This window comes from Candidatus Pantoea rara, assembly GCF_051136265.1.
In the GTDB taxonomy this organism is placed as follows: domain Bacteria; phylum Pseudomonadota; class Gammaproteobacteria; order Enterobacterales; family Enterobacteriaceae; genus Pantoea; species Pantoea rara.
Genome location: NZ_CP194942.1, coordinates 2,472,478 through 2,493,289, shown reverse-complemented (window position 1 = coordinate 2,493,289; position 20,812 = coordinate 2,472,478). Strand labels below are relative to the sequence as shown.

25 protein-coding genes are annotated in these 20,812 nt (G+C 55.7%); 15 read left to right on the top strand and 10 right to left on the bottom strand.

Going from position 1 to position 20,812, the window contains the following annotated elements; translation table 11 throughout:
* Positions 1-21 precede the first annotated feature (21 nt).
* The 7 genes from solA to grxB form a co-directional block, all read right to left on the bottom strand.
* Positions 22-1,134 carry an N-methyl-L-tryptophan oxidase gene (gene solA, locus ACR8BF_RS11770; protein WP_434744990.1) on the bottom strand — a complete coding sequence of 371 codons (1,113 nt, stop codon included), beginning with the start codon at positions 1,132-1,134 and terminating at the stop codon, positions 22-24.
* 95 nt (positions 1,135-1,229) lie between these two features.
* Positions 1,230-1,484: a biofilm formation regulator BssS gene (gene bssS, locus ACR8BF_RS11765; RefSeq protein ID WP_010246399.1), complete on the bottom strand. Its 255-nt coding sequence runs from the start codon at positions 1,482-1,484 to the stop codon at positions 1,230-1,232.
* Between the two features lie 246 nt (positions 1,485-1,730).
* Entirely contained in the window at positions 1,731-2,003 is a 273-nt protein-coding gene (locus tag ACR8BF_RS11760) for a hypothetical protein (RefSeq protein ID WP_090962284.1), read from the bottom strand.
* A 144-nt stretch (positions 2,004-2,147) separates the two neighbouring features.
* Positions 2,148-2,393: a DNA damage-inducible protein I gene (gene dinI / locus ACR8BF_RS11755; RefSeq protein WP_003849907.1), complete on the bottom strand. Its 246-nt coding sequence runs from the start codon at positions 2,391-2,393 to the stop codon at positions 2,148-2,150.
* Positions 2,394-2,455: 62 nt separating this feature from the next.
* Complete coding sequence (gene pyrC, locus ACR8BF_RS11750; protein WP_434744989.1) at positions 2,456-3,499, bottom strand: dihydroorotase; 1,044 nt, start codon at positions 3,497-3,499, stop codon at positions 2,456-2,458.
* A gap of 135 nt (positions 3,500-3,634) precedes the next feature.
* Positions 3,635-4,198: a lipoprotein gene (locus tag ACR8BF_RS11745; RefSeq protein WP_179896089.1), complete on the bottom strand. Its 564-nt coding sequence runs from the start codon at positions 4,196-4,198 to the stop codon at positions 3,635-3,637.
* A 114-nt stretch (positions 4,199-4,312) separates the two neighbouring features.
* Entirely contained in the window at positions 4,313-4,960 is a 648-nt protein-coding gene (gene grxB / locus ACR8BF_RS11740; RefSeq protein WP_434744988.1) for a glutaredoxin 2, read from the bottom strand.
* 298 nt (positions 4,961-5,258) lie between these two features.
* On the opposite strand from grxB, the gene rimJ reads away from it, so the two are divergent.
* The 4 genes from rimJ (at position 5,259) to murJ (ending at position 9,086) form a co-directional block, all read left to right on the top strand.
* Positions 5,259-5,849, top strand: a complete 591-nt coding sequence (rimJ, locus tag ACR8BF_RS11735) for a ribosomal protein S5-alanine N-acetyltransferase (protein ID WP_179896087.1) — start codon at positions 5,259-5,261, stop codon at positions 5,847-5,849.
* Positions 5,850-5,865: 16 nt separating this feature from the next.
* Positions 5,866-6,504 (top strand): YceH family protein, encoded by a 639-nt coding sequence (locus ACR8BF_RS11730; protein ID WP_179896086.1) that lies wholly within the window; start codon positions 5,866-5,868, stop codon positions 6,502-6,504.
* 1 nt (position 6,505) lies between these two features.
* The gene (locus tag ACR8BF_RS11725) at positions 6,506-7,426 is read left to right on the top strand and encodes a Gfo/Idh/MocA family protein (RefSeq protein ID WP_434744987.1); all 921 of its coding nucleotides are present in this window, start codon (positions 6,506-6,508) and stop codon (positions 7,424-7,426) included.
* Between the two features lie 121 nt (positions 7,427-7,547).
* On the top strand, positions 7,548-9,086 hold the full coding sequence (murJ, locus tag ACR8BF_RS11720) for a murein biosynthesis integral membrane protein MurJ (protein ID WP_179896084.1): 1,539 nt from the start codon (positions 7,548-7,550) through the stop codon (positions 9,084-9,086).
* Positions 9,087-9,152: 66 nt separating this feature from the next.
* Here murJ and flgN read toward each other — a convergent pair whose 3' ends face one another.
* The 3 genes from flgN to flgA form a co-directional block, all read right to left on the bottom strand.
* The gene (flgN, locus tag ACR8BF_RS11715) at positions 9,153-9,584 is read right to left on the bottom strand and encodes a flagellar export chaperone FlgN (RefSeq protein ID WP_179896083.1); all 432 of its coding nucleotides are present in this window, start codon (positions 9,582-9,584) and stop codon (positions 9,153-9,155) included.
* A gap of 5 nt (positions 9,585-9,589) precedes the next feature.
* The gene (gene flgM / locus ACR8BF_RS11710; RefSeq protein ID WP_090962252.1) at positions 9,590-9,898 is read right to left on the bottom strand and encodes a flagellar biosynthesis anti-sigma factor FlgM; all 309 of its coding nucleotides are present in this window, start codon (positions 9,896-9,898) and stop codon (positions 9,590-9,592) included.
* A 105-nt stretch (positions 9,899-10,003) separates the two neighbouring features.
* Complete coding sequence (gene flgA, locus ACR8BF_RS11705; RefSeq protein ID WP_179896082.1) at positions 10,004-10,663, bottom strand: flagellar basal body P-ring formation chaperone FlgA; 660 nt, start codon at positions 10,661-10,663, stop codon at positions 10,004-10,006.
* Between the two features lie 154 nt (positions 10,664-10,817).
* On the opposite strand from flgA, the gene flgB reads away from it, so the two are divergent.
* From flgB to flgL, 11 genes are all read left to right on the top strand, one after another.
* A complete protein-coding gene (gene flgB / locus ACR8BF_RS11700; protein ID WP_003849889.1) occupies positions 10,818-11,231 on the top strand; it encodes a flagellar basal body rod protein FlgB in 414 nt (137 codons plus the stop codon).
* 2 nt (positions 11,232-11,233) lie between these two features.
* Complete coding sequence (gene flgC, locus ACR8BF_RS11695) at positions 11,234-11,638, top strand: flagellar basal body rod protein FlgC (protein WP_010246371.1); 405 nt, start codon at positions 11,234-11,236, stop codon at positions 11,636-11,638.
* Positions 11,639-11,650: 12 nt separating this feature from the next.
* Complete coding sequence (gene flgD / locus ACR8BF_RS11690; RefSeq protein WP_179896081.1) at positions 11,651-12,325, top strand: flagellar hook assembly protein FlgD; 675 nt, start codon at positions 11,651-11,653, stop codon at positions 12,323-12,325.
* 26 nt (positions 12,326-12,351) lie between these two features.
* Positions 12,352-13,608 (top strand): flagellar hook protein FlgE, encoded by a 1,257-nt coding sequence (flgE, locus tag ACR8BF_RS11685; protein ID WP_179896080.1) that lies wholly within the window; start codon positions 12,352-12,354, stop codon positions 13,606-13,608.
* Between the two features lie 20 nt (positions 13,609-13,628).
* Positions 13,629-14,384, top strand: coding sequence for a flagellar basal body rod protein FlgF (locus tag ACR8BF_RS11680; protein ID WP_179896079.1), 756 nt, complete (start codon positions 13,629-13,631; stop codon positions 14,382-14,384).
* Between the two features lie 17 nt (positions 14,385-14,401).
* Positions 14,402-15,184, top strand: a complete 783-nt coding sequence (flgG, locus tag ACR8BF_RS11675; protein WP_179896078.1) for a flagellar basal-body rod protein FlgG — start codon at positions 14,402-14,404, stop codon at positions 15,182-15,184.
* A 60-nt stretch (positions 15,185-15,244) separates the two neighbouring features.
* Positions 15,245-15,955: a flagellar basal body L-ring protein FlgH gene (locus ACR8BF_RS11670; RefSeq protein WP_179896077.1), complete on the top strand. Its 711-nt coding sequence runs from the start codon at positions 15,245-15,247 to the stop codon at positions 15,953-15,955.
* A gap of 9 nt (positions 15,956-15,964) precedes the next feature.
* On the top strand, positions 15,965-17,074 hold the full coding sequence (locus tag ACR8BF_RS11665; RefSeq protein WP_313701755.1) for a flagellar basal body P-ring protein FlgI: 1,110 nt from the start codon (positions 15,965-15,967) through the stop codon (positions 17,072-17,074).
* Entirely contained in the window at positions 17,074-18,036 is a 963-nt protein-coding gene (flgJ, locus tag ACR8BF_RS11660) for a flagellar assembly peptidoglycan hydrolase FlgJ (protein WP_179896075.1), read from the top strand. The genes ACR8BF_RS11665 and flgJ overlap by 1 nt, the downstream gene beginning before the upstream one ends.
* A gap of 123 nt (positions 18,037-18,159) precedes the next feature.
* On the top strand, positions 18,160-19,809 hold the full coding sequence (flgK, locus tag ACR8BF_RS11655) for a flagellar hook-associated protein FlgK (protein WP_434744986.1): 1,650 nt from the start codon (positions 18,160-18,162) through the stop codon (positions 19,807-19,809).
* 14 nt (positions 19,810-19,823) lie between these two features.
* Positions 19,824-20,789, top strand: coding sequence for a flagellar hook-associated protein FlgL (gene flgL, locus ACR8BF_RS11650; protein ID WP_292990955.1), 966 nt, complete (start codon positions 19,824-19,826; stop codon positions 20,787-20,789).
* Positions 20,790-20,812: the final 23 nt, after the last annotated feature.

The window sequence follows — 20,812 nt, the reverse complement described above, 5'->3', positions numbered from 1 at the left end:
TGATGCCACCCGTTTTCAGAATCAGAAGCGTGAAAGGCTGAAAGGCGCCAGATCAAATGAGAACGGTTTTTGCTGGGCAAACTCTGCAGCCAGTTCGCCTAATACGCTGGCAAATTTAAACCCGTGCCCGCTGAGGCCGGTAATTAATAAGCGATCAGGTTCACCCGGCAGCGTATCAATAATAAAGTCTTCATCCGGGCTGAAATCGTAGCTGCAGGCTTCGCCATGCAGACAGACACCCACGCCAGGTAAAAACTGACGGAGGAAACCAAAGTCTTCACTGCCATCGGCGGCTACCGCGCCAAAAGGTTTACGATCCTCAGGCTGCTGCATCAGTTGACCGCCATCATGACGCCCCACTTTCAGTGCGTTGTTATCCGCCGGGAAGCCATAAAACTGGCTGCCATCCGCCATTTCCACGGTAAAGCCGGGAAATTTATTGTTTTCGCTGTAGCGGCCATCGGCCTGATACCAGGCAAACACTTTGCGGGTCGGTGCTACAGGCAGACCAGGCACTAATTTGCCAACCCAGGTTCCGGCACTGACCAGCATTTTGCGGCCCCGGTAGATACCATCCAGGGTGGTGACCTGCTGCAGATCGCCATCACGACCCAGTTCAGAGACCGGGCAGTTAAACAGCTGCGCACAGCCCGCCTGTTCCGCCAGCTGGATCCAGCTGCGAACGGCCTGCTCACACTTCAGATAGCCGGAATCAGGCTCAAAGACGCCCAGATAGCCGTCAGGCACGTTGATTTGCGGCCAGCGCTTGCGCACTTCATCGGGCTGCATTATCTCAACGTTGAGCTGCCAGCGGGAGGCGCTGTCGATTACGTTCTGGATAAAGGACGACTGAACAGGCGCAAGGTTAAGTACGCCACTGCGATGCATGATGCGCTCACCGGCACGCTGTTCCAGCTCATCCCACAGCGTCTGCGCCCGCAGGACCAGGGGAACATAGCGTTCGCCTTCACCGTAGGCGTGACGAATCAGACGGCTCTCGCCATGATGCGTGCCCTGATTGTGGGGAGGATGGGCGCTGTCAATCATAAGGACTGATAAACCAGCCTGGGTGGCATAGTAGCCTGCCGCCGCGCCCACTGAGCCGCTGCCGACAACGATAAGATCATAAATCATGGTAACTACGCTCTAAAGGGACAGATAATCAAAAGCATACCAGAAACAGAAACGAAAAAGGCACCCCTGAGGGCGCCTCTTGAATGCGGCAGAAATTAATGCTTTTTGAGGAGTCGTTCTATCTGCTCGGCTGATTCTATCTTGGCGATACCCGCTTCGAGAATCGAGATAAATTGCCTTGCCACATCCGTTGTCAGCCAGTAAGTCGGGCCAACATCCGCTTCTTCTTCTTTTTGATCCTGCGACGATAGCGAGTGCAGGCGGATCATCATGGCGTCATAGCTATCAACGGTACTGATATCCCAGCCCACCAGCGGATGAGTCTGAATAACGTCTTTTCTTCTGTCCATTATAACCTCCTTATTACTCGTTAAACGAAGTGCATGGTGAGGTTCAATGCGGCTTTTTTATTCCAATAGCAAAACTATTATAACAGTAAACCAGGGAATCATTGCTTTAAAAAGGCCGTGAGTCAGCTTCTCACAGAATATTTACGTTTGAAAGGCGGGGAGGAAAAAATAAAATGCCTGGCGGGCAGGCATTTTAATCACTATTCAATGGGCAGGCAAATAGCGGGTTAAGCCGCGTGAGCATGCTTACAATGTCGGGGTTTCAGGTACGATACCGCCGCCGCGTTTCTGCAGGGTTTCTGCAAGACGGGCAAAGTGCTGCTGAAGCTGTTCATCATGGTTTTGATTTTGGGCTTCCAGCGACAGATTGTGCACCAGCAGCTGACTGGCACGATCGTCAAGACAGAAAATCAGACTGGAAAAAGCATTTTCCAGCACCGTCAAACGACGCTGTTGATCACCAATCAGTGCTAACAACTCACCAAAGGTCATCGCCTCTTCCGGTTTATCAGTAGTCATGGTGCGCACCTCCTGTTATGCGTGACGAGCGCAAGGATAGGGCATTGATCATTAAGAGTCTAGATGCAGCGAGAGGGAAGTGCGAGAGGGGAGAAAAGATAAAAAAACCGGGTGGCGACACCCGGAAAAAAAGCACAGTGGCGGTTAATCAGTAATGAACCAGTCATCAGCACTTTCCCACGTCTGTTGCAGGATTTCGCTGATCTGGTCGCGCGTCTCTTTTCCACCGCCCAGCACGCTGAGATTATTGGCACTGGCATAACGAACCTTGACGTGATTGGTCGAGTCAGGGAACTGTTCATCAATGCGGCGCGATAATTCATCGCTTAACGCTTCAATCGCGCCAGCAGGAAGAGGTCGGGTATTGGATACGGTAATTTCAACGCGCATAATAGCCTCCGGTTAAGATGCTGTATATATTTACAGTGTTGGCGCGCCGGAGGCAAGTAAAATTATGCGATGCGCCAGTTGAGTGTTTCACCCGCCAGGAACGGCACCAGGGCGTGGCTGCCGAGCGCGATTGATTCAGGCACCTGCCAGGGCTCACGGACCAGCGTAATTGTCCCTTCATTCAGCGGCAGGCCGTAAAAACGCGGGCCATTCTCAGAACAGAACGCTTCGAAATGTTCCAGTGCGTTCAGCTCTTCAAAAACGGTGGCGTAGGCGGGCAACGATGTCGGCGCATTAAAAACGCCCGCACAGCCGCAGCTGGCTTCTTTGAGATGACGCAGATGCGGCGCGGTGTCGGTGCCGAGGAAGAAGCGTGGATTACCGCCTGCTACCACTTTGCGCAGCGCCTCCTGATGCACGTTGCGCTTAAGGATAGGCAGGCAGTAGAGGTGCGGACGAATACCGCCCACCAGCATGTGGTTACGGTTAAACATCAGATGCTGCGGTGTAATCGTTGCGCCCAGCGTCTCATCGGCATCAGCGACATAGTCAGCGGCGTCCTGAGTGGTGATATGCTCCATCACCACCTTCAGTGCCGGAAACTGGCTGCGCAGAGGCACCATGACGGTTTCAATAAACCGCGCTTCGCGGTCAAAGATGTCGATATGTGCATCGGTGACTTCGCCGTGGATCAGCAACGGCATACCGAGTTTTTGCATCCGCTCCAGCACGCGGGCAATCGACGCGATATTGGTTACGCCATGGCTGGAGTTAGTGGTGGCGTGCGCTGGGTAGAGTTTAGCCGCGGTGAACAGACCCGTGGTGAAACCGCGCTCAAGCTCATCAGGATCCAGCGAGTCAGTCAGATAGCAGGTCATCAGCGGCGTAAAGGCGTGATCGGCGGGCAGCGCCGCCAGGATGCGGTCGCGGTACGCTTCACCTGCCGTCACGCTGGTCACCGGTGGCACCAGGTTAGGCATCACAATGGCACGACCATTCACCGCGCTGGTATAGGGCAGGACCGTGTTGAGCATCTCATCGTCACGCAGATGAATATGCCAGTCGTCAGGGCGACGCAGGGTTAGTTTCTGAGGTTGTGCTGTCATCAGTGAAGCTCCGGCAGAAGGGAAACAAAAGGCATGTTTTGGCCGGGGTCTAAGCATAAGGATTCAGGCAACCGTTTGCACCTGCTTTTTATGCTGACAAAGAAAATCCGCGCCAGGTGGCGCGGAGATCGGGGGTTACTGCGTAAAGGGGATGACGAGTTCGCCGGGTTTCACTTCCAGCCCTTTGGCAAACTTCTTCGCCAGCGACTCGCCTTTACTGCGGTCAGCACTCAGGACGTATGCCGGAGTCTGATCGAAATAGCCTTTCAGCGACTGATTCAGGTAAGGCGTCAGCGTCTTCATGATTGAGGCCATTTTTTCCGGGGCAACCTGCGCATCAATAATCTCCAGATCGCGCAGATAGATGGCGCCCTGCTGCTGATCATAGACCGGCTGAGCACGCATTTTCAGTTGCATATCCGCCTGCTGAGGACCAAACAGTGAAGTCACGTTGATTTTAGCGCTGCCGGAGAGCGTTACTTTACCCGGATCTTCACGGCCAATCTGACTGGTCAGGTTGTTCAGCACGATGTGTGCGTTAACCAGTCCGGAGACGCCAATATCTTTCTCGTAGTTGTTATGCTTCTGCAGGGCCTGATTCACTTCCTGTTCGCTGATCGTGTACTGCGTCAGTTGATTACAGCCACTCACCAACAGCACGACCAACAGGGCCGTCAGCCCGAAAAATGCCTTTTTCATCGTTTTTATCCTGAATATCAGAGCCAGTAAACAGGCCATAGCCTGCCTGAATGCGTGGCGGGTGTCATCAGGAAAGAGATGAGAAACGCCGCAGCGTCTCTCATCGCGGCAGGGTTAGTGGGCCATCGAGGAGAGCAGATTCACCTGCGTTTGTTTGGCCATATTATCGCGGTAGTCAGCAACCCGTGCAGGCCAGTCGATACCGGCCACCAGCGTCAGTGAACGTAGCAGGGGAAAGAGATTAAAATCATCTTCTGACAGCTCGCCGTTCACCGCATTGGGCTGTTCGATTAAATTGTCCAGCTTACGCAGGTCCTGGCTGACATTTTTAATCAGCCCGGCCGAGTGACTTTTCAGCGCGTCAAAATCACCGATGCTTGCCTGCTTTTTGGTACGGAAATAGTTACGCGCATCCGGGGTGGCGAATTCGGCAAACGCGGCATCTGCAATACGCGGCAGCAGCAGCTTATTAACGTAGCTGTTCATGTGACGCAGCCAGTCGCCAATCGCCGGGTTCAGCGCGCCGGTGATCAGCGGTTCACGATCCTGCTGATCGATATAATGCACAATCTCCATGCTTTCAGGCATCGCGCTGCCATCCTGCTTCTGCAGAATCGGTGCCATTTTCTGACCAATCAGTCTTTTCGGCGTCTCTTCATCGTCGTTGAGCATTACCACCAGCTCAACCGGCTTGTTTTTCAGGCCAAAAATCATTCGCGCTTTAACACAGAAAGGGCAGTGGTCATAGATATAGAGCTTCATCCTGATCTCCCGGGTTTAGAGGTTTACTGTTTAACAGAGTGAATAAATTCGTCCTGTTTTCGGGCTCATAAAAAGTATGGAAGAGATTACCCCACAGGGCAAACCGGCTTGCCTGATGCGTGACAGGATGGGTGGCTGAAGCAGACAGCTCCTTTTGTTAAGCGCTGTGATAACAGAACAAAATCAATCTCTTTATGGCGAAACCGCTGTAACGTTTTACCGCAGCCCAGGCGGCGGTTATAGTGAAAGCCGGGTAATGACGGCTCAGCTCTATCAGCCATTGATTTCAGGAGTCAGGATGTTTGGCTATCGTTCTGCCGCGCCCAGGGTGCGACTCACCACCGATCGTCTGGTGGTCCGTCTGGTTCACGAACGTGATGCCTGGCGAATGGCAGATTACTATTCGGAAAACCGCCTGTTTTTAAAACCCTGGGAACCGGTGCGCGATGACAGCCACTGCTACCCGTCGGGCTGGCAGGCACGGCTCGGGCTGATTTCCGACATGCATAAACAGGGAACGGCCTTCTATTTCATTCTCATGGACAGCGATGAAACCGAAGTGCGGGGCGTGGCGAACTTCAGCAACGTGCTGCGTGGATCGTTTCACGCCTGTTACCTCGGCTATTCACTGGGTGAAAAGTGGCAGGGACAGGGTCTGATGTTTGAAGCGTTGCAGGCGGCTATCCGCTATATGCAGCGCCAGCAGCATATTCACCGCATCATGGCGAACTACATGCCGCATAACCAGCGCAGCGGCGATCTGCTGGCGCGACTCGGGTTTGAGAAAGAGGGTTACGCCAAAGACTATCTGCTCATCGACGGGCGCTGGCAGGATCACGTGCTGACAGCCTTAACCCTGCGGGAATGGACGCCTGATCGGCGTGGATAAAAATGAGGATGCGAGCATGAAGAGGGTTTTATCGGCGCAGGCAATGCGCGTGCTGGGCTGCCTGCTGGAGAAGCAGGTGACGACGCCGGAACAGTATCCGCTGTCACTAAACGGTGTCGTGGTAGCCTGTAACCAGAAATCGAACCGCGAGCCGGTGATGGAACTGAGTGAAAGCGAGGTACAGAATCAGCTCGACCTGCTGGAAAAACGGCATCTCATCACCGCCAGCAGCGCCGCCGGACAGCGGGTGGTGAAATATGAGCAGCGTTTCTGTAACTCCGCGTTTGGCACGCTACAGCTCAACAGCGCAGAATTTGCCGTGCTGACCCTGCTGCTATTGCGCGGCCCCCAGACGCCGGGCGAGTTACGCACCCGCAGCGGTCGTCTGCACGAGTTCAGTGACGTCAGCGAAGTTGAGCAGACACTGGAAGGCCTGATGCAGCGCGACGACAGCGCTCAGGTGATCCGTCTGGCGCGTGAGCCTGGCAAGCGTGAAAGCCGCTTTATACATCTGCTGGGTGATGAAAGTGATCAGCCGCAGGCCGCTGACGCGCCGGAAGAGCAGGGCGATCTGGCGGCACGCGTTGCCACCCTGGAGCAGCAGGTCACCGAGCTTCAGGCCCAACTCACCCAACTACTGCAATCGGAGAGCTGAGATGACAATACGTATTGGCGTGGTGGGATTAGGGGGGATCGCCCAGAAAGCCTGGCTGCCGGTGCTGTCGGCGGCGACAGACTGGACGCTGGTGGGCGCATTTTCTCCGAACCAGACCAAAGCGCGTCCGATCTGTGACCACTATCGCATGCAATGTTTTAGTTCGCTGAATGATCTGGCGGCTGCCTGTGACGCGATTTTTGTGCATAGCAGCACCGCCACGCACTATGAAGTGGTCAGGGCGCTGCTGCTGGCAGGAAAAGATGTCTGCGTCGATAAGCCGCTGGCCGAAACCCTGGAGCAGGCTGAAGCGCTGGTGGCGCTGGCGGAAAAACGGCAGCGTAAACTGATGGTGGCCTTTAACCGCCGGTTCGCCCCACGCTATCAGCAGCTGCGGGTGGAGATGGCTGACGCCGCCTCTCTGCGGATTGAAAAGCACCGTAGCGACAGCGTCGGCCCCCAGGATCTCCGTTTTACCCTGCTCGACGACTATCTGCATGTGGTGGACACCGCACTCTGGCTGGGCGGTAAGCCGTTGCGCCAGGTTCAGGGACGCATCGACACCAACGAACAGGGCCAGATGCTTTATGCCGAGCACCATTTCAGCATTGAAGGATTAACGATCACCACCAGCATGCATCGGCGCGCAGGTAGTCAGCGCGAGAGGATCAGCGCGGTGTGCAATGGTAAGTGCATTGACATCAGTGAGATGCGCGACTGGCAGGAAGAAAGCAGCGGTGGCCTGCTGATCACGCCACCACCCGCCTGGCAGAGCCATCTGACCCAGCGAGGTTTCACTGGTGCAGTCCGCCATTTTATCGACTGTGTACAAAATCAGACGAAGCCTGAAACCAGCGGTGAGCAGGCACTGATGGCGCAGCGTGTGGTGGAAAAACTGTGGCGTGAGGCGACCCGCGAATAACGCCTTGTAACACTCCGTGCTGGTCATTTCCCTCCGTGGCAGTAGACTGTCGCCGGGCATCCTCAGGAGCCCGCGCTAATTCTCCTTTTTTGCCGATTCTTTTCAGGATGCGCCGTCAATTATGAATTTGTTGAAATCGCTGGCAGCGGTCAGTTCAATGACCCTGTTTTCCCGCGTACTGGGCTTTGCCCGTGATGCCATCGTGGCGCGGGTGTTTGGCGCCGGAATGGCGACCGATGCGTTCTTTGTTGCGTTTAAACTTCCCAATCTGCTGCGGCGTATTTTTGCTGAGGGCGCATTTTCTCAGGCCTTCGTGCCGATTCTGGCTGAATACAAAAGTAAGCAGGGCGAAGAGGCGACCAGACTCTTCCTGGCTTACGTCTCGGGCCTGCTGACGCTGGCGCTGGCGCTGGTCACTGTGGCGGGCATGATCGCTGCGCCCTGGGTCATCATGGTTACGGCTCCCGGCTTTGCCGACAGTCCCGATAAGTTCGCGCTGACCAGCTCGCTGCTGCGGGTGACCTTCCCCTACATTATGCTGATTTCGCTGGCGTCGCTGGCGGGTGCAGTGCTGAACACCTGGAATCGCTTCTCGGTGCCAGCCTTTGCGCCGACCCTGCTGAACGTCAGCATGATTGGCTTTGCGCTGTTTGCCGCGCCACACTTCCATCCACCGGTTATGGCGCTGGCCTGGGCTGTGGTGGCGGGTGGTGTGTTGCAACTCGGCTATCAGCTGCCACACCTGAAGAAACTCGGGATGCTGGTGCTGCCGCGTCTGAATCTGCGTGACGCGGGCGTCTGGCGGGTTATGCGTCAGATGGGCCCCGCCATTCTGGGTGTCTCGGTCAGCCAGATCTCGCTAATCATCAACACCATCTTCGCCTCGTTCCTGGTTTCAGGTTCAGTTTCCTGGATGTACTACGCCGACCGCCTGATGGAGTTCCCTTCCGGCGTGCTGGGCGTGGCACTGGGCACCATTCTCCTGCCGTCGCTGGCCAAAAGCTTCGCCAGCGGCAACCATGATGAATATTCACGACTGATGGACTGGGGTCTGCGCCTTTGCTTCCTGCTGGCGCTGCCAAGTGCTGTTGCGCTGGGGATGCTCTCCGGCCCGCTGACTGTAGCGCTGTTCCAGTACGGTAAATTCAATGCTTTTGATGCCCTGATGACGCAGCGCGCCCTGATTGCCTACTCCGTCGGACTGATGGGGCTGATCGTGGTCAAGGTGCTGGCACCGGGCTTCTATTCCCGCCAGGACATCAAAACCCCGGTTAAGATCGCGATTATCACGCTGATCATGACGCAGTTAATGAACCTGGCGTTCATTGGCCCGCTAAAACATGCCGGTCTGTCACTGTCGATTGGCCTGGCGGCCTGCCTGAATGCGGGGCTACTCTACTGGCAACTGCGTAAGCAGAAGATCTTTATGCCACAGCCGGGCTGGAGTAGCTTCCTGATCCGCCTGCTGATCGCGGTGGTGGTGATGGCCGGCGCGCTGTTTGCGATGCTGCAGTGGATGCCCGCATGGGAGCAGGGAACGATGCTGTGGCGACTGCTGCGTCTGGCGGCGGTCTGTGCCGTGGGCGGCGGGGCTTATTTCCTGGCGCTGGGGCTGCTGGGCTTCCGGCTGCGCGACTATGCACGGCGCACGACTGTGTAAGTCAGGGCCTTAAATCAGACAAAAAAATCCCGCACAAGGCGGGATTTTTTTACGCGACTTTCTGGCTCAGGCTTTACGGCTTAACGTTGCCTGACCTTTACCCATGCCATCCGGGCCATAAAAGGCCTGGGTCTGATGTGGCTTCAGTACTTCAAGCGCATTTTCGGTGTAGCGAATCTGATGTTGCAGCAGCATGCCATTATGGACATTGGCATCCTGCAGGCGACGGGAGTGCTGCTGGATACTTTCCCAGCGGCGCGCCATGTCGTTCTGCCCACGATAAGGTGCCGATGTCGCATGACTCTGTTCAGCGGTGCGGCGCATCTCATCCAGATAGTTCAGCGTGCTGAGCAGCGCGCTTTTGTCCTCGGTGATACGCTGCAGCAGGTTACTGTTAATGTTTCCGGCAGCCAGTTGCTGCTGCTCTTCTTCCAGCACGGCTGACAGCGACGCCAGCACGTCCTGCATCTTATCTAATGTGGTCTGCAAATTACTCATGGGAATTAATTACCCTCTAAATACGCCTTGGTGTCGGCAATCAGCGCATCGGCGATTTTGCCGGTATCCATCTTCAGTTCGCCATTACGAATGGCGGTTTTCAATTGTTCAACGCGCTCGACGTTAATATCTTTGCTGCTCGGCTGCATCAGCTGCGACTGCGCGCTGCTCAGGCTCACCTGGGCTGCTGCAGGGGTCGTGGCTGCTGCCACCGGACTGGCGCTCTGGCGCACTTTGCTGTTACCGGACTCACTGCTATCGCGGCTCTGTACGGTGCTGGCGGGTTTCAGAGGTTGCGTTCTGTCAATGCTCATGTTCAAGCTCCTGTACGGTCAGGGGGAAGTCTGCCACCTGAATCAGAATAGCGTTATCGCTTCGTTGATTCTTCTATCGGCAGCACTAAGGGCATCTTTAACACTTTACAGCGTTATAAGAATATTCCCATCTTCTCGTACTTTACCGCTGACAACCTGGCCATTTCCCATCCTGACCCGGACCGACTGAGATCGGGCGGCGTTATTCAGCGCTTTGCCCTCACCGCTGGCGTCAAATCCATCGCCACTGGCAATCACCATCACATTCTGTCCCGCCTTGACCCGCCATGGCTGACGCAGCGTAGACGGATTAATTGGCTGTCCGGGCTGGATATCGCGCAGTACCACCGCATCTGCGACCGAGTCAGCATTCAGCAGGGCGCGGGCGGGAAGGGTATCCAGGCGGCCGGTCTGCAGAGTGAAATCACTCTCGCTGACGCTACTGCCCTGGCTCAGCAACCGGTTCGCCACCAGATAAGAACCGGTGACCTGAACCTGAACCTGGATATAACGGCGATTCTCATCGCAGTTTGCCGCCACGCTCATATTGCCCCACAACCGGCTGTTGCCGGGCAGAGTGAACGTTGGCGTTTCACAGACTGGCCACTGCTCTTTTGGCGTGCGAACCACTACGACCATGCCACCAGCATGCTGGGCGTCACGCGCTTTAAAAAATTGATTAAGTTGTGCATTGAGATCCCCGGCAGAAGCGGGCAGGGCGATCACGACCAGCAGACTGGTCAACAGGGTCAGATATCGACGCATTGTGCATTTCCTCACTGATGATGGCGACGAGTGTACCCCTTAAGAAAAATCCTTAATTGTCAAAATAGCGGTCATTTGAGGCCCTATTCAGACGATGACGCCTTGCTTTTTCAAATTAAGCTGAGAACTCAAAATTCTCATACGCGGAGGAAACATGCTCGACAAACTGGATGCGGCGCTGAAATTTGGTACGGAGGCCCTCAACCTGCGTGCTCAACGTCAGGAGATCCTGGCGTCAAATATTGCCAACGCCGATACCCCTGGTTATCAGGCCCGGGATATCGACTTTGCAAGCGAGCTGAGTCGGGTGATGTCCAATGGCCGTGCGGAAGGCAGCAGCATGGCGTTAAAAGTCACGTCAGCTCGCCACATTGAAGCACAGACAAACGGCGCGCCATCAATGGATATGCTTTATCGCATTCCCGATCAGCCTTCTGCCGACGGCAATACCGTAGATATGGACCGTGAGCGTACGCAGTTCGCGGATAACAGCCTGAAATATCAAACCGACCTCACCCTCATCAGTAGCCAGATCAAAGGCATGATGAGCGTGTTACAAGGGCAATAATTATGGCCTTGCTGAATATTTTTGACATTGCCGGCTCAGCGATGACCGCGCAATCACAGCGATTAAACGTCAGTGCCAGTAACCTGGCGAACGCCGACAGCGTCACCGGCCCCGATGGTAAGCCTTATGTGGCCAAGCAGGTGGTCTTCCAGACCGATGCAGCGCCAGGCTCCGCCACCGGTGGCGTGAAAGTGGCAAGAGTCGTGGATGACCCCACGCCAGCGAAGCTGGTCTATGACCCAGGTAATCCGATGGCAGATGCCAAAGGCTACGTGAAGATGCCGAACGTGGATGTGGTTTCTGAAAGCGTCAACACCATGTCGGCGTCACGCAGTTACCAGGCCAACGTCGAAGTGCTCAACACCGTGAAGTCGATGATGATGAAAACCCTGACCCTCGGGCAATAACGGAGAAAATTTATGGCTATCGCGGTAGGCGTTAACGAAAGGCTGGACCCCACGGTCCTCAGCTCTTCCAACACCAGTGGCACCGGCAACAATGCGCAGGATCTGCAGAACCAGTTCCTGACCATGCTGGTGACGCAGTTAAAGAACCAGGATCCAACCAATCCAATGGATAACAGCCAGCTCACCACGCAGCTGGCACAGATCAATACCCTGAGCGGCATTGAAAAACTGAACACCACGCTGGGATCGATCTCCGGCCAGATCACCACCAGCCAGTCGCTGCAGAGCTCCACGCTGATTGGGCATGGCGTGATGGTCAATGGCGGACAGATTCTGGTCGGCAAGGGCACCACAACGCCATTTGGCGTTGAGCTTGCCTCTGCCTCAACCGGCGCATCGGCCACCATTACAGATGCCAATGGCTCGGTAATCAACACCGTCGATCTGGGCGCGCTCAGCGCTGGCGTGCACACCTTCTCGTGGGACGGCAAGCTGACTGATGGCTCTGTCGCGCCGGATGGTAAATACAGCGTTGCGATTGCTGCAAGCAATGGCAACACACAGCTGGTGGCACAACCGCTTAACTACGCCTACGTCAATGGGGTGAGTACAGCGAACAACACCACAAAACTGGATCTCGGCACTATGGGCTCCGCCACCCTTGACGACGTACGTCAGATTCTCTGATTAACCTGTAGACAGGAAACAAATAAATGTCATTTTCCCAAGCGGTCAGCGGCCTTGGTGCTGCTTCAAGTAACCTTGATGTCATCGGTAACAACATTGCTAACTCCGCAACAGCGGGCTTTAAATCCAGCACCATCGCGTTTGCCGATATGTTTGCCGGTTCTAACGTCGGCCTCGGCACCAAAGTGGCTGCGGTAATCCAGAACTTTAACGACGGTGCAACCACTACCACCAGCCGTGGCCTGGACGTTGCGCTGAGCGGTAACGGTTTCTTCCGTATGACCGACAGCAGCGGCGGCGTTTTCTATTCACGTAATGGTCAGTTAACGCTGGATGCCAACCGTAACCTGGTCAACACCCAGGGTCTGAACGTGACCGGCTATCCGGCCAGCGGTTCACCGGCCACTATCCAGTCCGGTGCTAACCCGGTAGCGCTGCGTATTCCTACCGAGCAGATGTCAGCCCGTGCTACCACCACCGCTGGTCTGGTTGCCAACCTGAACTCAACGGCTCCAACGCCAACTGTGGCCACCTTCTCGACGGCAAACGCAGACAGCTACAACAAGAAAACCACGGTAACCGTGTTCGACTCGCAGGGTAATGACCATGCGCTCGACATGTATTTCGCAAAAGACACCACCAGCAACAGCTGGACCGTGCGGTCCATTGATGGCGCTACCGGCACCTCCGCAGGTGACTTCCGAATGGCGTTTGACACCAGCGGTAAGCTGACCAGCGTCTCTAAACTGGATGCCAGCGGCGCGGTTGTCAGCAGCACGACGGATGGTACCGTCGGCCTGACGCTGAACGTGGGTGGCGCCAATGGCGCGGTTGCGAATCAGCCTATCAACCTGAGCATGCTGGGCAGCCTGCAGCAGAACACCGGCGCCATCACCTTTGACAGTGCAACGCAGGATGGCTATGCACCAGGCGATCTGACCAGCTACACAATCAATAATGACGGCACCATCACTGGCAGCTACTCAAACCAGAAAACCCAGTTGCTGGGTCAGATTGTCCTGGCGAGCTTCTCTAACCCGGAAGGTCTGCAGTCACAGGGTGACAACGTCTGGCAGGCGTCAAGCGCATCCGGTCAGGCAGCAGTCGGTCTGGCTAACACCGGCACCTTTGGTTCACTGACGGCCGGCGCACTGGAATCTTCCAACGTCGACATGAGTAAAGAGCTGGTAAACATGATCGTGGCGCAGCGTAACTATCAGGCGAATGCGCAGACCATCAAAACTCAGGACCAGATTCTCAACACGCTGGTTAACTTACGTTAATTCGCTAACAGGATTGCCATATGGATCACGCGATATATACCGCGATGGGCGCGGCCAGCCAGACGCTGGATCAGCAGGCGGTTACCGCCAGCAACCTCGCCAACGCCTCTACACCGGGTTTTCGTGCGCAGCTGAATGCGCTGCGTGCGGTGCCGGTGAGTGGCTGGTCACTGCCGACCCGCACGCTGGTCGCCGCCTCTACACCGGGCGCCGATATGAGTCAGGGCGCGATGGATTACACCGAGCGTCCGCTCGATGTGGCGGTGCAGCAGGATGGCTGGCTGGCAGTACGTACCGCTGACGGCAGCGAAGCCTATACCCGTAACGGCAATATGCAAATCAGTCCGACCGGTACGCTGACGGTTCAGGGCAATCCTGTGATGGGCGATGGCGGTCCGATTGTGATCCCGCAGGGCACGGAAATCACCATTGCTGCGGACGGCTCGATCACCGGGCTGAATGCCGGTGATTCACCGAACGCTACGGTTCAGCTGGGCAAGCTGAAGCTGGTCAGGGCCACCGGGCAGGAACTGCAGCGCAGTGATGACGGCATGTTCCGTCCTACTGCGTCGACGCAGGCGACCCGCGGTGCCGCGCTGCAGGCCGATGCCACCATGCAGGTGATGCCTGGCGTGCTGGAAGGCAGCAACGTCAAACCGGTAGAAACCATGGTCGATATGATCGCCAACGCCCGACGTTTTGAGATGCAGATGAAAGTCATCACCAACGTCGACGAAAATGAACAAAAAGCCAACCAGCTCCTGAGCATGAGCTAAGGCACGAGGATAACAACATGATTCGTTCTTTATGGATCGCTAAGACCGGTCTTGATGCGCAGCAGATGAACATGGACGTCATTGCCAACAACCTGGCAAACGTCAGCACCAACGGCTTTAAGCGTTCACGTGCTGTGTTCGAAGACCTGATGTACCAGACCATGCGCCAGCCGGGCACCCAGTCATCAGAACAGACGACGCTGCCATCCGGTTTGCAGATCGGTACCGGTGTTCGTCCGGTGACGACTGAGCGTCTGCATACTCAGGGCAACCTGTCGCAGACCAGCAACTCAAAAGATATCGCCATTAACGGCCAGGGTTATTTCCAGATTCAGATGCCGGATGGCACCTCTGGCTATACCCGTGACGGCGCGTTTCAGGTTGATCAGAACGGCCAGCTGGTAACCAACTCCGGTTTCCCGGTGCAGCCAGGCATTACTATTCCGGCCAACGCCACCAGCATTACGGTGTCGCGTGATGGTGTGGTCAGCGTGACGCAGCAGGGTCAGGCTCAGGCCTCGCAGGTAGGTCAGTTAACCCTGAGCACCTTTATGAATGACGCCGGTCTCGATAGCGTGGGTGAAAACCTCTACAAGGAAACGCAGGCATCGGGCGCACCCACGGACAGCACTCCAGGCCAGAACGGCGCGGGTCTGCTCTATCAGGGTTATACCGAAACCTCGAACGTGAACGTGGCGGAAGAGCTGGTCTCCATGATCCAGACGCAGCGCGCCTACGAAATCAACAGCAAGGCGATCAGTACCTCTGATCAGATGCTGGCGAAATTAACGCAGCTTTAATCCCGAACAGGGCCAGCGCTTGCTGGTCTGAAACAAAGACATTAATAAGGTCGTGACGCCGTGGCGAAGCAACAGATTCTCAAGCCTGGACATTGGTTAGTTGCCTCGTTGCTGCTAACTCTTAACGGATGTGCCCTGGTCCCGCGTACCCCGCTGGTCGAAGGTGCAACTACAGCGCAACCTATGCCGTCCGCGCCACCGGTGGTCAACGGCTCTATATTCCAGGGCGTCGCGCCGCTTAACTACGGCTATCAGCCGCTGTTCGAAGATCGTCGTCCACGCAACATTGGCGATACCCTGACTATCACGCTGCAGGAAAACGTCAGTGCCAGCAAAAGCTCCTCAGCTAATGCCAGCCGTGATGGCAGCAACAGCCTGGGGATAAGCGGGGTGCCGACCGGTCTGGCAGGCCTGGTAGGTGCAGGTGGCGAAAAAGCCAATCTCAGCGCCGAAGGCAAAAACGATTTCGCAGGTAAAGGCGGCGCATCCGCCAATAACACCTTTACCGGCACCATTACCGTCACCGTGGACCAGGTATTGTCAAATGGCAACCTGCACGTGGTGGGTGAAAAACAGATTGCCATTAATCAGGGCACGGAGTTCATTCGCTTCTCGGGCGTGGTCAACCCACGCACCATCAGCGCCAGCAACGCCGTGTTATCTACCGCTGTCGCCGATGCACGTATTGAGTACGTCGGAAATGGTTACATCAATGAGGCGCAGACCATGGGTTGGTTCCAGCGTTTCTTCCTGAACATCTCCCCGATGTAAGAGGTTTGAATGAAAAAGTTAACGCTGTTACGCGCCGGGCTGGCGCTGCTGCTGGGCTTCAGCCTGCTGGCAAAAGCCGATTTGATTCGTGATTTAACCACGGTACAGGGCGTACGTGATAACCAGCTGCTGGGTTACGGCCTGGTCGTGGGGCTGGATGGTACGGGTGACCAGACCACTCAGACGCCATTTACTACCCAGACAGTGAGCAACATGCTGTCACAGCTTGGTATCACGGTTCCCACCGGAACCAACATGCAGCTGAAAAACGTGGCGGCCGTCATGGTCACCGCAAAACTGCCGTCGTTTGCCCGCCAGGGTCAGACCCTGGACGTGGTGGTCTCATCGCTGGGTAACGCCAAAAGTCTGCGCGGCGGTACGCTGTTAATGACGCCGATGAAAGGCGTCGATAACCAGGTCTATGCGCTGGCACAGGGTAATATCCTGGTCGGTGGTGCGGGTGCCTCAGCGGGTGGCAGCAGTGTCCAGGTTAACCAGCTGAACGGTGGCCGCATTACCAGCGGTGCAACCGTTGAACGTGAACTGCAGAGCAACTTTGGTTCGCAGAACACCATTAACCTGCAGCTTAACAGCGAAGATTTCTCGATGGCACAGCGTATTGCGGATGCAATCAACGCCCGAGGCGGTTACGGCGCAGCACAGCCGCTGGATGCCCGTACCGTACAGATCCGCGTGTCACCCAATAATGGTGCGCAGGTACGTCTGCTGGCTGAGATCCAGAACATTGATGTCTCGATCCCGGTTGAAGATGCCAAAGTGATCATTAACTCCCGAACCGGTTCGGTCGTTATGAACCGTGAAGTGACGCTGAATCAGTGTGCTGTAGCGCAGGGCAACCTGTCGGTGACAGTTAACCAGCAGCAGAACGTCAGTCAGCCTGACACACCACTGGCCGGTGGTCAGACGGTGGCAACGACACAGACACAGATCGATCTGCGTCAGACCGGCGGTGCGCTGCAGCGCGTCAATGCCAGCGCTAACCTGAACAACGTGGTTCGTGCGCTGAATGCGCTAGGTGCGTCACCTATCGAACTGATGTCGATTCTGCAGTCGATGCAGAGTGCCGGCTGTCTGCGTGCCAAACTGGAAATTATCTGATGGCTGATATGCAATCTCTGACAAGTTCGGCGTTTGATAGCCGCTCTCTGAATGAACTGAAACGCCAGGCCAGCAGCGATCCGAAAGGACAGGCGTTGCAGGTCGCGCGTCAGGTCGAAGGGATGTTTGTACAGATGATGCTAAAGAGTATGCGCGAGGCGTTGCCGCAGGACGGCATTATGGGCAACGAACAGACCAAACTCTTTACGTCTATGTATGACCAGCAGATTGCACAGGAGATGGGTAAGCGCGGTCTCGGCCTGGCGGAAACCATCGTCAAACAGATGCAGCCCGCCACCGCGCCGGACGAAAAAGCCGGTACGGTGCCGATGAAGCTGGATAACAGTTTTATTCTCAGCACCAGCGGAGCAAAACCCATGGCCGCGGAGCAGCTGGAGCAGATTGTGCGTAAGGCGATGCCGCGTCTGCCGCCGGTCGCATCACCAACGGGCCTGCCCAGCGACAGCCGCGAATTTATCGCGCAGCTGACGCAACCGGCGCAGGCTGCCAGTCAGCAAAGTGGTATTCCTCATCATCTGATTCTGGCGCAGGCTGCGCTGGAATCGGGCTGGGGCCAGCGTCAGATCCTGACCCGCGACGGCAAACCGAGCTACAACGTGTTCGGGATTAAAGCCAGCGGCGACTGGAAAGGTGATACCACCGATATCATGACCACGGAATATGAGCAGGGCGAGGCGAAGAAAGTCCATGCCAGCTTCCGCGTCTATAACTCCTATTTCGAGGCGCTGACTGACTACGTCAAACTCCTTACCAAAAACCCACGCTATGCGGCGGTTACCAACGCCACATCCGCAGAGCAGGGTGCGCAGGCATTGCAGGCGGCAGGTTACGCGACCGACCCGAAATATGCGCAAAAGCTGGTGGGAATGATTCAGCAGTTTAAAAGTATGGGCGACAAAGTCGTCAAAGCGTACAGCCAGGATATGGGCGACCTGTTCTGATCTTTGCGCCTCAAGTTTCACTTAAGCAAGCCGATAACATCCCTATAGCCAGAAGCGTTTTCGCCTGCTGGCGCCCACTTTGATGTCTGCCAGCCCGGTTGACGGGGAACGTAAGGAACCGAGATGTCCAGCATAATTAACTCCGCGATGAGCGGATTGAGTGCCGCGCAGGCCGCTCTGAGCACCACCAGTAACAACATTTCCAATTACACCGTGGCGGGCTATTCACGTCAGACCACGGTACTGGCGCAGGCGAGCAGTACCCTGCAGGGCAATAGCTATTATGGTAACGGCGTGAATATCACCGGTGTACAACGTGAATATGATGCATTTATTGCCACGCAGTTACGCGGTTCAAGCGCGAACTACAGCGCGGTAAACACTCAGCACAGTCAGATTTCAAACATTGATGATCTGTTGTCGACGTCGACGACCAGCCTGTCGACCTCGCTGCAAGGGTTCTTTACCAACCTGCAGAACGTGGTCAGCAACGCCAACGATCCGTCAGCGCGTCAGTCAATGCTCAGTAATGCCCAGGGTCTGGTCAGTCAGTTCCAGACATCGGCGCAATATCTGAACAATATGCAGAACAGCGTCAATGCTGACGTCGGTTCCAGCGTCAAGCAGGTCAACACCATTACCAGCCAGATTGCCGATCTTAACAAGCAGATTGGCAAACTGAGTACCGCCAACGGTGCCGCACCTAACGATCTGCTCGATAAGCGCGATCAGCTGGTGAATACCCTGAATAACGTGGTTGGCGTGACGGTCTCGCAGCAGGATGGCGGCTACACGGTCTCGATGGCGAATGGCCTGACGCTGGTAAACGGCGACAAATCTCACGATCTGGTGGCGATGCCTTCCAGCAGCGATCCGACACGTACCACTATCGGCTATGTCGATAAGCAGGCGGGCAACGTCGAGATCCCGGAAAAGCTGATCACCACCGGTTCACTGGGCGGTCTGCTGGCATTCCGTACTCAGGATCTGGATCTTGCGCAGAACCAGCTGGGTCAGTTAGCAGCTGCGTTTACCACCAGCTTTAACGATGTTCATAAGCAGGGTTTTGACAGCAAGGGCAATCAGGGCGTCGATTTCTTCAATATCGGCAGCCCGCTGGTCGTGAGCAACAACAAAAACAGCACCGCCGCCTCCGTCACTGCAGAGTGGACCGACACCAGCGCGCTGAAAGCCACCAACTATAACGTCAGCTTTGACGGCACTAACTGGAGCGCCACGCGTGCCTCAGACAGCACTGCCGTGACCATCACGCAGGGTACCGATACCAGCGGCAACACTACGCTGAGCTTTGATGGTCTGAAGCTGACTGTCGCCGGCACGCCTGCCCCCGCCGCCAAAGACAGTTTCCTGGTGAAGCCGGTGCAGAACGTGGTTAACGATATGTCTGTCGCGATCACCAGTGAATCTCAGGTGGCTGCAGCAGGTGCCGTTGGCGGTGAGAGTGATAACCGCAATGCGCAAAAACTGCTGGGCCTGCAGGATGCGAAGCTGGTCGGCGGCAACGCCACGCTGTCACAGGCTTACGCTACCCTCGTCAGTAGCGTGGGTAACAAAACCAGTTCACTGGCAACCACCAGCGATACACAGAAAAGCGTGGTCAGTCAGCTGACTGACCGCCAGCAATCGGTCTCAGGCGTAAACCTCGATGAGGAGTACGCTAACCTGACTAAATATCAGCAATATTACATGGCCAATGCGCAGGTGCTGCAGACTGCCAGCACTGTGTTTAATGCATTGATCAATATTCGCTAAGGGCAGGAGATAACATGCGAATCAGTACAAATATGATTTTTGAGCAGCAGGTGCGTGGCATCACTGACTCACAGGCCTCCTGGCTGAAATCAGGCGAGGAGCTCTCCAGCGGCCGCCGTGTGAATAATCCTTCGGACGATCCGATTGCGGCGTCCCGTGCTGTGGTGTTGTCACAAACCCAGCAGCAGGGCAAACAGTATGAGCTGGCGCGTACCTTTGCCGAGCAGGGCCTGTCACTGGAAGAAAATACGCTGAAAGGCGTCACTACAGCCATCACTGCGGCGCAGACGCTGATCGTCAACGGTTCAACCGGTACGCTGAGCGATAATGACCGCGGCTCGATTGCCACTCAGCTGGAAGGTATTCGTGCCCAGTTGCTGAACCAGGCAAACAGTCAGGATGCCAATGGCCGCTACATTTTTGCTGGTTATAAAACTGACAGCGCGCCATTTGTTGATACGGCAGGCACCGGCGTAAGTTACGCAGGCGGCGCCGAGGCGATCACCCAGAAGGTTGATAGCAGCCGTACGATGACCGTGGCGCATACCGGCGACGACATCTTTATGTCCATTACGAGTAATGCCAAAAAAGAGCCGGATGGCAGCGCCAGTGAAGCCAATATGTTTACGATGCTGGATAGCGCCATTGCTGCACTGAAAGTGCCGCAGGATAATGCGGACGCGGCAACCAAAAAGACCTTCCAGGATGCGATGGATAAAACCAACCGCGGGCTGAGTAACTCGCTGGATAATGTCTCAAAAGTGCGTTCTGAAATTGGTATCCAGCTTGATGAAATCGGAACGCTGAATGCCCAGGGCGATGACCGCAGTGTCATTTACAACTCGCAGATGAGTGACCTGGTTAACGTGGATTTAACTGAAGCGGCGTCCAGCTATACCATGAAGCAGACAGCACTTCAGGCGTCTTACAAGACCTTTACTGATATGTCCAAGATGTCACTTTTCAAGATGAATTCGTAGTCTGACCTGAAATTTTAGGCGTA